This window comes from Streptomyces sp. NPDC005533, assembly GCF_042871845.1.
Classification (GTDB): Bacteria; Actinomycetota; Actinomycetes; order Streptomycetales; family Streptomycetaceae; genus Streptomyces.
The window spans coordinates 1-12,220 of sequence record NZ_JBIAJH010000081.1 but is presented as its reverse complement, the minus strand read 5'-3'; the positions used below and the strand labels follow the sequence as shown (position 1 = coordinate 12,220).

8 protein-coding genes and 4 pseudogenes are annotated in these 12,220 nt (G+C 64.5%); 6 read left to right on the top strand and 6 right to left on the bottom strand.

Features of this window, described 5'->3' with window-relative positions:
* Window positions 1-89 precede the first annotated feature (89 nt).
* Window positions 90-518: a hypothetical protein gene (locus ACFYP3_RS35675; RefSeq protein ID WP_388842058.1), complete on the top strand. Its 429-nt coding sequence runs from the start codon at window positions 90-92 to the stop codon at window positions 516-518.
* 102 nt (window positions 519-620) lie between these two features.
* Here ACFYP3_RS35675 and ACFYP3_RS35670 read toward each other — a convergent pair.
* The 4 genes and pseudogenes from ACFYP3_RS35670 to ACFYP3_RS35655 form a co-directional block, all read right to left on the bottom strand.
* Window positions 621-1,308, bottom strand: a pseudogene (locus ACFYP3_RS35670) (transposase family protein).
* Entirely contained in the window at window positions 1,302-1,814 is a 513-nt protein-coding gene (locus ACFYP3_RS35665; RefSeq protein ID WP_388842056.1) for an IS3 family transposase, read from the bottom strand. Before ACFYP3_RS35665 ends, ACFYP3_RS35670 begins: the two are co-directional and overlap by 7 nt.
* A gap of 52 nt (window positions 1,815-1,866) precedes the next feature.
* A pseudogene (locus ACFYP3_RS35660) lies at window positions 1,867-2,127 on the bottom strand (transposase); the annotation flags it as partial.
* A gap of 94 nt (window positions 2,128-2,221) precedes the next feature.
* Entirely contained in the window at window positions 2,222-3,373 is a 1,152-nt protein-coding gene (locus tag ACFYP3_RS35655; RefSeq protein WP_388842060.1) for an ISAs1 family transposase, read from the bottom strand.
* A gap of 703 nt (window positions 3,374-4,076) precedes the next feature.
* On the opposite strand from ACFYP3_RS35655, the gene ACFYP3_RS35650 reads away from it, so the two are divergent.
* The 4 genes and pseudogenes from ACFYP3_RS35650 (at window position 4,077) to ACFYP3_RS35635 (ending at window position 7,442) form a co-directional block, all read left to right on the top strand.
* Window positions 4,077-4,826, top strand: coding sequence for a transposase family protein (locus ACFYP3_RS35650; protein ID WP_388842054.1), 750 nt, complete (start codon window positions 4,077-4,079; stop codon window positions 4,824-4,826).
* Between the two features lie 263 nt (window positions 4,827-5,089).
* Window positions 5,090-5,470: pseudogene (locus ACFYP3_RS35645) on the top strand (transposase).
* Between the two features lie 226 nt (window positions 5,471-5,696).
* The gene (locus ACFYP3_RS35640; protein WP_388842053.1) at window positions 5,697-6,440 is read left to right on the top strand and encodes a hypothetical protein; all 744 of its coding nucleotides are present in this window, start codon (window positions 5,697-5,699) and stop codon (window positions 6,438-6,440) included.
* Between the two features lie 159 nt (window positions 6,441-6,599).
* Window positions 6,600-7,442, top strand: coding sequence for a ricin-type beta-trefoil lectin domain protein (locus ACFYP3_RS35635; protein ID WP_388842051.1), 843 nt, complete (start codon window positions 6,600-6,602; stop codon window positions 7,440-7,442).
* 348 nt (window positions 7,443-7,790) lie between these two features.
* Here ACFYP3_RS35635 and ACFYP3_RS35630 read toward each other — a convergent pair whose 3' ends face one another.
* Together ACFYP3_RS35630 and ACFYP3_RS35625 are read right to left on the bottom strand one after the other, a co-directional pair.
* Window positions 7,791-9,218, bottom strand: a complete 1,428-nt coding sequence (locus ACFYP3_RS35630; RefSeq protein ID WP_388842049.1) for an IS1380 family transposase — start codon at window positions 9,216-9,218, stop codon at window positions 7,791-7,793.
* Window positions 9,219-10,031: 813 nt separating this feature from the next.
* Window positions 10,032-10,385: pseudogene (locus ACFYP3_RS35625) on the bottom strand (IS6 family transposase); the annotation flags it as partial.
* 173 nt (window positions 10,386-10,558) lie between these two features.
* Between ACFYP3_RS35625 and ACFYP3_RS35620 the strand changes: the two are divergent.
* Window positions 10,559-11,701 carry a Fic family protein gene (locus tag ACFYP3_RS35620; RefSeq protein WP_388842047.1) on the top strand — a complete coding sequence of 381 codons (1,143 nt, stop codon included), beginning with the start codon at window positions 10,559-10,561 and terminating at the stop codon, window positions 11,699-11,701.
* Window positions 11,702-12,220: the final 519 nt, after the last annotated feature.

The window sequence follows — 12,220 nt, the reverse complement described above, 5'->3', positions numbered from 1 at the left end:
CAGGCGCCCGCTTCCACAACGGCCACCTCACCGACCACCCCGAGACCACCGCAGCCTGAACAACCCCACCGATCCACAACTCTTGACTATTGCTCGGTGGTGACGACCTCGTCGCCGGACTCGCGCCCCAGGCCTGGAAGCGTTTGTCCGCCGGGAAGGGATCCCACGGCGAGCGCATGTACCAGTGGGCGCGGATCCCGATCCGGATCTGGTGGGAGAACGGCCACGGCCACTGGGTCCTGGCCCGCAGAAGCCTAAAAGACCCCACCGACCTCGCCTACTACCTCTGCTACGGCCCCGTCACCACACGGCTGAAAGACCTGGTCACAGTGGCAGGCGCCCGCTGGGCTGTCGAAGAATGCTTCCAGGCCGCCAAGGGCGAGTGCGGCCTGGACCACTACCAGGTCCGCCTCTACCACGCCTGGTACCGGCACATCACCCTCGCCATGGCCGCCCTCGCCGCACTCACCGCCGTCCGCGCCCACGAACTCTCAAAAGGGGAAACGACGGTGGCCTGATACCGCTGTCCGTAGCGGAGGTTCGCCGCCTCATCGGCCACCTCCTCCACCCCGCCCACCTCACCATCCACCACCATCTGCACTGGTCGTACTGGCGAAGACTCAGTCAGACACGAGCCCGCGACAGCCACTACAAACAACGCGGACACACACCCGGTTGGGGCTGATTCGGGCTTTTCGGAGGATCCGCCGGGTCTTGATCCGGGCGATGGCTCTCTCGACGGGCCACCGCAGGCGGGGGTGTGCCCGGTTGACGCACTTCTGTTTGGCGGTGGGGTCCTTGCCGGGCCGTCGCCGGTGGGGGACGGCGACGATGCCGCCGGCTCCTTGGTAGGCCTTGTCGGCCAGGACGGGGATGCCGAGGCGGATGCAGGTGGTGATGATGCGGTGGCGTCGGGCTGCGGTCAGGTCGTGAACCCGGCCGGGCAGCACGGGCGAGATCCACACGAGTGTCCCGTCGGGAGCGGTGATGACCTGCAGGTTCACCTCGTGCCTGCGGTGCTTGCCCGAGTAGTCCGCGCGGCTGTCACCGACGCGGTCGCATTGGGTGAGAGTCCCGTCGAGGAGGACGTATCGGGTGCCGGCGGTTCTCAGGGCTGCGGTCAGGCCGGGCGGCCAGGAGGGCGATGACGGCGTGGACGTAGGCGTGGGCGGTGCCCACACTGATCCCGAACCCGGCGGCGATCTGCGTGAGGGTGTCGTTCTTGCGCAGGTACACCAGTGCGGCCAGGGCACGCTGGGACGGCGGCAGCTTGCACCTGCGGTCACCCTCGCGGGTGACGATCAGCATGGTGACCCACTCCACGAGCGCATGCGGGACGTCGAGTACGGCACCCAGCCTTCCCAGGTCGGAATGTAGGTAATGTCGCCGGCCATTTTCCGGCCGGGCACGTCGGCGGTGAAGTCTCGGTTCACGAGATCGGGGATCGGGCCGGCCGAGCCGTCGTTCTCGGTGAGGCTGTGGCGCCACGGCCGCGGCTGGCAGGCCTGGAGGTCCAGTTCCCGCATGAGGTCACGCACGAGCTCGGGTCCACAGGCCACACCCCAGGCGGACAGGTCGGCGTGCACCCGCCGGTAACCGTAGGTGCCGTCAGAATCCTCGAACGACTTGGTGATCAGAAATTTCAGATCCTCTCGTCGCCGGGCGGTCGCCGAAAGCGGCCGGCTCCGCCATTCATAGAATCCGGAACGGGATATTCCCAGCCAGTCGCACATCTTGGCAACCGGCACCCTGCCTTCCGTGTTCGTGGTGAACATTGCGTACTCTGCGTCGATGAACTCGAATTTGTCGCTCACCGAGGATCCTTGGCAAAGTACGCCGCGACTTTTTCAGGAAAGCGACCTTCTGTCGCAGTTCCCTCAGTTCGCGTTCCTGCTCGCGGAGCCGGGCCCGTTCATTCACTGCGAGGGGCGGCTCCTCTCCCGCATGCTCACGACGGTAGGCGTTGACCCAATTCCCGAGTGTGTCTTCGACAAGTCCGAGTTCCCGGGCGACCTGAGCGACCGGACGCGAGGTCTCGATCACCAACTTCACGGCCTCTTCCCGATACTCATGAGTGAAATTCCTGCGTTTCCGCGACAACCGACTTCCCTTTCCGGATGGTCCCATCGTAGTGGGACCACTGTCCGGAGACTTCGGGGCGCCTCACAGCGGTATCAGGTCAGGGTCTTTGAGAAGTGATCTTGTGTCCGGGTTCGTCAGGTCAGTCCGAGGGCGGTGAGGGGCCGTAGGCGGTCGCGGCCGGTGTGACGGAGGGCGGCGGCGATGTTGGTGTGGCCGTCCTGGCGGTGGACGCCGATGGCAAGGTTGCGCAGCCGGCCATGACGCGGGGCAGGTGGCGGGTGCGGATTTTAGAGGCGTCCTCGCGGAAGGTGCGGTCCCGGACGTGGTGGAGCTGGTTCTCGATGCGCCAGTGGCCGCGGATCCAGGCGGCGAGTTCGCTGCCGGTGGCCGCGCCGGGCGGCAGGCTCGTGACCAGGTAGATCCGCTCGATGGTCAGCTTGCCGTGGCCCAGATCCCGTCTCCAGCGCACGACTTGGAGAGCTTGGCGAGCGTAGGGATGGTCGATGTGGGCGAACGCGGCGGTCTTCAGCCGGCGGATCTCGTCGCGATGGTGGGCCCGTCCGCGTTCATAGTGGTCCAGGCGGATCTCGGACCAAGGCAGACAGCGGACCTTCCTGCAGAGACCGGGGTTGTTCCGCTTGACCACGGCGAGATAGTGGGCACCGCGTTTGTGCAGGTAGGCGGCGTGGTCGTGCTGAGTGTGCAGGGCGTCAGCCGTGATCACCGCGTCGGTCAGGTCGACGCCGTCCAAGAGCGGGGCGAAGGCCGGGATCTCGTTGCTCTTGCCGTCGACCTGTCGTTGGGCGAGGACCTGGCCGCTGTGGGTCATCGCGGCGATCAGGGCGGTGGCCGGCCGTTTCGCGGTGCGGGAGCCGCGGAGTGTCTTGCCGTCGACCGCGATGGCCTTTCGGCCCGGCGCTGGGGCTTTGCGTTCCTGGAGGAAGTGGCCGATGGCACGGTCCAGGGCATCGCCGTCCACGGCGGCCGGGACGAGGCGGATGGTCGTGGCGTGGGGCGGCCGGATCAGGCCGGTCAGGGGATCGGGGCGGAAGCCGAGCAGGGCCAGGACGCGCTGCGGGGCGTCGGCGACCCACTCGCCGATCGCCGTGATCGAGACGGCGTCGGACACAACCGCGGCGGCCGCTGCGGCAAGCAGAGCCGTCCACGGATACCGGATGCCACGACGGGCCCGTGGATCAGGCACTTCAACCAGATACTTCCGCAGGTCAGCGACCGTTTCCAGCGAGGCTGGAGGGGAGGAATCCCCCAGTTGTCGCAGGCATAAGGGCATACGGGAAGATGGGCTCGCAGGCATGGACTCGCTCGGTGCTCATACGGACTCGACACCCACATGATCACCAGCGGCCATGCCTGTTCTGAGTCCGGGGGCCTGCGGACAGGTACCGACAAGCCGTCATGTACCGGGCGCAGCAGGTGAAACGCCCACCTTGAGACTTCTCAAAGACCCTGGGTCACCCACGCCGACCGACACCGCCTCCGCCTCAGACGGTACGGCTATACTCTCGCTGGTCACCGGTGCAATCCTCCATGACCGGAGCTACACCGTTTCTTTGGCTCTGTCTCACATCCGGTGGTGACGGAGCGTTGCCGCCGTGCGAATCGGCGGCGATCCCCCGTAAGCAGCCCGCTGGCCTGGATATTCGTCGGTTGGGCCAACGGGCACAAGGGCGACAGATGCCGCGGCACGAGCGGCATCGGGCTCCCCAGTACCAGCACCTTCCCCGCAATCCCATTGACCTGCAGGGATCGTGGACGTGGGCTTTCCCGCCACCAAGGTAACAATCTGTCACCACCGGATGTGAGACAGAGCCAATCGTTCGGTGTAACTCCCGATCATGGAGCCTTTTCCATCTGTACGGCCTGGGGGTGGGGTGGGGTGGGGTGGTGGCAGGATGTTGACGGCAGCGTGACGTACGGGGCATCTCGCTGGTTTGGCCGGTTACCACGCCTTGCCTGACCTGCGGAGATGCCCCGTGTTCTCTTATCCTGTCGCATGCGACGTTGACGAGGAGCTCCTGGAGCTGGTGACGATGGTCCTCTCGTCGCTGGAGGGTGAGCGGTCGTGCAAGCTGCGTCCTTACGACCGGGCTCGCTGCACGCTGGTCTACCTGCGTAAACATGACACGCTCGAACAGATCGCCGCGGGCTTCGGTATTGGTGTGGCCACGGCCTGGCGGTATGTGAACGACACGATCGAGCGTCTCGCCGCCTTCGCACCGTCGTTGACGGAGGCACTCACCAGTCCTCACGCCGACGGCATTGTGCTGTTGGACGGCACGGTCGCCGAGACCGACCGGGTGAAAGCCAATGGGCACTTCTCCGGCAAATTCCGCCGCGAAGGCGTGAATCTGCAGGTCATTGCCACAGGCACTGGGAAGCTGCTGTGGCTCTCGCCCGCCACGCCGGGCGGAACCCACGACCTGACGGCCGCTCGCGAGCACCACATCATCGATGTCTGCACTCAACTGGACCCCGAAGTCCTTGCAGACAAGGGATACCAGGGCGCCGGCGGAACCGTCATCACTCCCGTCAAGCGTCGGCCGACCACTGAACTGCCTGACAAGCACAAGAAATCGAACAGAGTATACGCGGCCCTGAGGGCTCCCGTCGAACGCGCCATCTCCCGGGTCAAGGGATGGAGGATCCTCAGGCACGCCCGCATCAGCCCGAACAGGCTCACGTCAGTCGCCGCAGCCGTCCTCACCCTCACGATCTACACGTGAAAAGGGCTCCTGGTTCCAAACGGTGTAACTCCGATCATGGAGGATTGCACCTGTGCCCAGTGAGAACGTAGCCACACCGTCCGATGCGGGGGCCGCGCCGGCGGGCGTGGATGACCAGTTTCTGAGCGAGCTCGTGGCGCTGCAGCCGCCCTGAGCGATGCCGCACCCACTACGCCAGAAATATCCTGGCCAAGGTGCCGAAGTCCGCCCAGCCCTGGGTCGCCACGCTGCGGACAGTCTTCGAGTAGCCCGGCGCCGACGCGGTGCGCCTCCGGATGGCCACCGTCGTCGCCGGTCTGGACGAGAAGTTCCCCGCCGCGGCCGAGCACCTCGAGGCGGCCCGCGAGGACCTGCTTGCCTTCACCGCCTTCCCCCGCGAGGTGCGGAAGCAGATCTGGTCGAACAACCCGCAAGAGCGTCTGCACAAGTAGATCCGTCGCCGCACCGACGTCGTCGGGATCTTCCCCGACCGCACCTCGATCGTCCGCCTGATCGGCGCGGTCCTTGCCGAACAGGCCGACGAATGGGCCGAACAACGACGCTACATCGGAGCCGAGATCCTCGGCCGCTGCCGACTCCGCCTCCTGACATCAACCGCGGCCACCACCGACATCAGCACCGTCCCCGAAGCCCTCACCGCATAGCCTGACCCCGGATCACCGAGTGGCCGTCGATACACCACTCCAACGGGCGTGACCGCGGGCGGTTCGCCTATTCCTGCAGTTCAGCGTCACGCTCTCAGTACCCTCCCCTCTCTGTACACGTAAGACGCATGCCTGTGGCTAGGCGATGCCGCTTATCCGGCTGTGCCAGGAGGAGAGCGCGGGCGGCCTCGGCAGGCGCCTGCCAACGACAAGACCGGAGAACACAATGGCTTCACTTGCAAAACGTCGCCTTTCGGTGGCCTCTGCGATTCTAGCGATCATTGGCGGAACACTGTTTATCGATGCACCCCCCAGCTCAGCCGAACCCGTAGATTACGGCCTGAGAGTCACGAGACCGGGCAACGGCGTTATTTACTGGCGGTTCGACAACTCACCTATGCAAGAGGGTGGAAATTCGGTGCCACCGTTCATCAAAGCCGACGGAAAAGAAACAGGCCTGGCTGCAGTGGTAAGAGCTGCGGTCAATAAAATGAATGAAAGCATAGGTGCGGGCATACAACTGGCATATGGGCCAGCGGCTGGAGTAAGTGATGGAAGTATCCCCGTATCAGTCAGTCGTGTGCCAGGCACCCATCCCACGATAGCAGCTGAGAAGCCCGGAACTGCGGCTGTAACAACGACCACATGCACCGCAGGCATTTGCACTGCTGTAATTTACATCAATGGGGATTTGATCGGCGCAACTGGCGATTTTGATTCCTCTTATGATGCAACCACCCTAAACGACATACTCCACGAGATAGGGCATGTGCTCGGCCTGGATCATGCGAGTCCGCTGAGAGAAGCAGCAAATTGCCCCGAGATCATGAACTACGGCTGCCTGGGCGAGGCCCACCCGGCCGAGTTGTCTCGTGCCGAGGTTGCTGTTATCAAGAACGGTTACGGGCTTGGTAACCAGCGGCAGTTTACTCCTGCCCGGTGGAACATCTTCCTGACAGGCACCACCTGAGGAGATTTTTAACCGTTAGCGCGGTCGTCAGTAGGGTGGTTTTCTACGGGAGAGGTGATTCCTATTATGCACTGCAAAAGGTGGCTTGCCAGGTTGATACCAGTAGTGCTGGCGGCGTGTGGGGTGGGGCTGACACAGCCAGCGTATGCGGATTTAATAGTGAAGCCTGTGAAGATCGGGGTGGGAAATGAGCAGCAGGTCCGCTGTCTGTCGGTGCCCGCTAATTTTTTTCCGACTTCCACCGAAATCGGGGTCTATTCACAGGTTGTTACGCAGGACTGCGCTAACGAAGAGAATTCCTATCAGGACTGGACCCTCCAGCTGGATGGCACGCTTCATCTATATCCCCGCGTGTTCTCACCGGCAATGAACGGCTGGAACGCGGGTGTCTGCCTGAACGCTGTGTCGGATGCGAGCGACAGCAAGGTGAACGCTGCTTTCTGCAACAATTCTGCGAACCAGCAGTGGCGGTTTGACCGGCGTGGCAGCCTGAAAAACACGGCTTCGGGTAAATGTCTGTCCGCTCCGCCGGACTCCTGGAACGTGAATGGCAGCGAGATGGTCCTTCAGGACTGTGATCTCAAAGCGCCGGAACAGGTGTTCCCTCTTCAGGCCCAGTGGGGTCCTCTTCGCGTCGGCAGCATGTGTGTCAATATGCCTAATGACTGGCAAGGTGACGGCTATGTACTGGAGGCATTCGACTGCAACAGTACGCACGCGCAGTGGTTCTGGTACGACAAGAACCACAACATGATCGTTGGGGATTACAACGGCTGGAAGAACCAGCAGAACACTGGGGGCCGCTGGTGCGCTTCCTCAACCGGATCCACAGCGCTGGGAACCGAGATCGTGGAAAGGGCATGCAATGTACTTGACCTAAGCCAGCGGTGGATTCTGAAACCGGACGGTGAGTTCCAGCATCCTGCGTCAGGCCTCTGCCTGGGCGTCAAAGACGGCATCGCCAAAGGCAACCATCTAGATCTTCAGACCTGCGACCTCTGATTCGCTGCTGTGACGTTCCTTCAGGACTGAACCCCGCCATCGTCAAGAAGAACCGCCCCGGGCTATTGAGGCGGAACTGTGGGGCTGCCTGTCTCGTTGGTGGGGTGAACGGTTCCGGGCCTTGACCCAAGGCCGGGTAGTTAGGGCGTGCAGATCATTAACCCGTCGATTTGGCCTCGATCCTTCAGCGTTGTGGTCGCCTCGGTTGGTTTCATGATTCGCCCTGTTTGTCCCATGTGGTCGGGTGGGCGGTCTTCGCGTGACGCTGCGGCTGCGCCGGGGTTCCACATTTCCCGGTGGTGGTGCGGGTTTCCTCCGGTCTGGTCGTCGAGGGGTCGGGGCCGGCTGTCAGGTGAAGGCCGGGAGGTCGCCGATTCTGTTCCAGGCGGTGGTGAACGCGTGGGCCCACGGCCAGGTCCGCTCGATGCGGAGCCATCGGCGACGGGCATGCCGGCTCAGGCGGGCGGGCAGGTGGTAGAGCCGGAAGCGCATGGTGTCCGGTTCGGCGTCGGCCAGATCGGGCTCGTCGTGCAGGGCGAGGAGGCGAAGCCAGGCATCGAGGTCCGCCGCGAGATTCGCAGTGAGCATCCAACTCTCGTTGAGCGCATAGGACTTCGAGGGAAGATTGCGCAGGCCGAGAGCCTTGTTCGTTCTGACTTCATCCTCGACGACAGCGTGATGCCGGGCGAGAACGTCGATCCATTGCGCCTGGTGCGAGCCGGGGATCCGGGTCATCTTGCTGATGTTGGTGGCGGTGATGGAGTACTTCCAGCCGGTCTTCTTCTCGAACCCGGTCAGGTCCTTCAGGTGCCGCCCGGAGAGTTTGACACGGCGGACGATCAGACGCAGGCCGGGGATCCATCCCGCGCGGGTGTTCAGGCCGCTCAGCTCGGCGACGAAGTAGCCCTCTTGCACCTCGCCGTTCTGCTTGAGCGAGGTCTCCCATGCCTCCTCAGGCAACTTGGCGATTGCCTGCTCGTCCGCCTCCGTGAGGGTCCAGCCGGTGGTGAAGCGCATGGTGCGGCGCCGGGTGTTCAGCGCGGCGAGATGCCTGAGGAGTTCGTGGGTGGCTCCGGCACCGTCGACGCGGACCAGGATCTTCGCGGTGGACTGGCCGGGAATCTGGACAAGCGCGTCGGACAGCACCCGGATGTGATCGCTTGCAGTGTTGGAGCCGGCATTGCCGGGCCGTAACAGCATGGTCAGGCACTCGCCTGCGTTCGCGCACCACGCGGCGAGGGGGTGATGGCCGAACGATTTCTTGAAGGTGCCGGCGGCACCTTCCTTCTTGGAGGCGGCCGTGATGATCGTGGCGTCCATGTCGATCACGATCCAGTGGTGCAGGTACTTGCCCGCGACCGCCAGCCAGGGAAAGCCTCCGGGCCGCAACTGAAGCAGGGTCCACACGTGGCGACGTACACGTGCCCGCATGCGCGCGACGCCGTTCCTGACCGCGGTATCCATCGCGGCCAGGGTGCGTCGGGTCATGGAGTCGGAGACCGCAGGACCGAAGAGACGCTGGTGGTGGGCCTGCAAGGCCTCACCTTCGGCCAGGTTCGTCGCGCCGAGCACCATCGCGACGGCGAGCTGGACCAGGACCGGGGCCCGGTCCCGCCACCCCGGACCGATCCCGCCGGGCAGTACCTCGCCGACTGCGGCGGTCAGCCCCACCCGATCCGCGAGTCGACGCAGCAACACCGCCCCGGCATGCCCGACCAGGCCCTTCCCGTCCGCCACCACGGCCAGCCGCTCGTCCCACCCTGCAGTCTCTGCCACCAGAAAGGTGCCCCGCCCTGCGCTCACGATTCGACCTAGACAATCGAATCCTTGCAGGCCAAGGCACCTTTCGTGTTCCCGGATCCACAACCGCGATCAATTCAGCTGAACAGCCAGGGCCAGTACTACAGGAGTGGTTTGAGGGCTCGTTGTCTGCGTCTTGCGTAGTGGATCCGTTTTGCGGTGGTCTGGTGGGTGCGGCGCCAGAGGGATTGGGCAGCGATGACGAGTGGGTCGTGCTGGACGTGCCAGAGGGTTTGGTGCAGCAGGCGGCGGATCTCCTCGGCGGTGTACTCGATCAGCCGCGGGGCAGGACGGGGAGGGTCAGAGGGGGCCACGTTATGGCGGGTTGGTCGGACAAGTCCGTGGCGGCAGGCTCGTCGGCCCGCTTGAGCCGGGCGGTGCGGGTGGCGGTGATCGAGAGGAAAGCGAACGCGGCCAGGGATAGGGCGATATGGCGGTGCCAGGGCTCCCAGTGGGACCTCGTAGTGGTCCAGGCCGCAGTCGGACTTGGCGGTCTCGAAGCAGTCCTCCACCCCCACCGCATCCCGGCCACGTTCACGATCGCGGACAAGGCGGTGCCCTCACGGGCATGCACGGCGAAGAATGCCGTGTCGGACGGTTCCGTGATCGAGCGGCGTACAAGCAGCAGGTGCTGCCATCCCCGGCGGGTCGGCCCCGCGTCCGAAGGCCACGCCACCTCGGCCAGGGCCCAGTCGGGTGCTGTCACGTTGTTGGGGGTGTGATCGTTTGAGGGCATGGCGATGCTGGCGGGGGCCGTGCTCAGGCCGTGGCGGGCATGCCTGTGCTGATGTCCAGCACGTTGCCGTCGGCATCCACGGCCCGCCACAGGTACTTCCGCTCGCCGTTGATCTTGATGAACACCTCGTCGAGGTGCCACTTGCCACCCGGCTTCGGACGCCGCCGACGCAGGGCATTGGCGTAGCCCTGGCCGAACTTCAGGCACCAGCGCCGGACCGTCTCGTAGGACACGACGACGCCACGCTCCAGCATCAGCTCCTCTGCCTCGCGGAAGCTGAGCGGGAAACGGAAATACAGCCACACACAGTGCGCAATGATCTCCGCCGGGTAGCGGTGGTTTCTGTACGACGACGGTGTGGACGACACGGCCGGCACCCTCCCTGAAACAGCCAACCCGAAGATCATCCCACCCCGCCACCAACAACGTGACAGTGCCCGGTGAGGAGCATCGGCATGGGTGTGAGCCCGGCCCCTGGCTCCCCGACCTCGCAGGCGGACCTGCCTGCGTCTGTGTAGGTCGGCGGCGTCAGCGCTCTCGGCCCCCTATCGCAATGATAGGTAGCTGGTATCATTGAGTCATGCTGTACAAGACTCCCGCACTCGACGCCGCGGACCTTAAGGTTCTGCACGAGGTGGACGGCCTGCGCGTGCGACTGCGTGACGCGGTGCAGCACGCACCGATGAAGTGGACACAAGATCTGCGCAAGGCGCTGACCGCGAGCGCGATCGCGGCTTCGAACACAATCGAGGGCTACCAGGTCGACGCGAAGGACGTCGCCGACCTGATGGACGGCGAACGAGAAGTCGACGCCAGCGAGGAAAACAAAGCCGAGACCCTCGCCTACCAGCAGGCGATGACATACATCCAGTCCCTCCACGACGTCGCAGACTTCCGGTACAGCAAAGAACTGCTGAACGCGCTGCACTGGATGCTCCAAGGCCACCACCACCCATTGCGCACCGCCGGGCAGTGGCGCAAGACCTCGATCCGGATCACCGCACCCGGCGACGAGCTCGCCACCGACTACGACGGCCCCGGCCAGGAGCTCGTGCCCGGCCTGATGGCCGAGCTGGTGAACTGGCTCAACGACGGCGACACCGAAGCGCACGTCCTGATCCGGGCGGCTATGGCGCACCTGAATCTCGTGAAGATCCACCCCTGGTCCGACGGGAACGGCCGCATGTCCCGGTCCCTGCAGACCCTGCTGATCGCCCGCGGCGGCGTTCTGGCGCCCGAGTTCTCCTCGATCGAGGAGTGGCTCGGGATGCCAGGCAACACCTGGGAGTACTACAAGGTGCTCCGGGAGGTCGGCGGGCCGGTGTACTCACCTGAACGCGACACCCTGCCCTGGGTCAAGTTCAACCTGCGCGCCTATCACGAGCAGGCACAGCGGGTGCAGCATCGGGTTGACCGCTCGAACCAGGTCTGGATCGAGCTGATGGAGCACGCCGACGCCAACGGGATCAGCGAACGGCAAGTGACCGCCCTCCACGAGGTCGCGATGGTGGGTCGGGTCCGCCGCTCACGCTACGAGCGGCAGGAAGCGATCAACACCCAGCAGGCGACCCGGGACCTGCAAGCCCTCACGAATGCCGGCGTGCTCACCGCGATCGGGCAGACGAAGGGACGCCACTACGTGGCCGGCCCCCGCTTCCCGCAGAACGTCATGGCAACCGCCCGCCGACCGCACCGCATCATCAACCCCTACGCCACCGCATAACACCAAGGCAACTGGACTCGGGCTGATCGAACTGCGGCGATGGCGTCCGCAAGACGGCCCTGACCACCCTGCTCTCCTTCGACATCGGCCAGCAGCGGCCCGCCCGGATCAGCAACGCCCAACGCGACTTCCTGAACCCGCTCCTCGCAGGTGCGTGACCAGGGCGAAACTGTTCTCTCCGGCAGCCTCGCCCAGGCTCCGTCATGAATTAGTAGGTGGGTTCCTCCCTCGAAAGAGTCATCTGATGGGTACGACGACGGGTCCCACGATCGAGACGGCCAGCGGTGTGTCGCTTGCCAGGAGCCCTTTCCATCTGTACGGCCTGGGGGGTGGCGGCAGGATGTTGACGGCAGCGTGACGTACGGGGCATCTCGCTGGTGTGGCTGGTTACCACGCCTTGCCTGACCTGCGGAGATGTGAACCGCCCCGGTGTGTTCGGAGACTCCACTTCGTGAGGAGATGGAGTCCATGTCACGTCCTTCGAGGAACTATCCGGCTGAGTTGCGTGAGCGTGCGGTG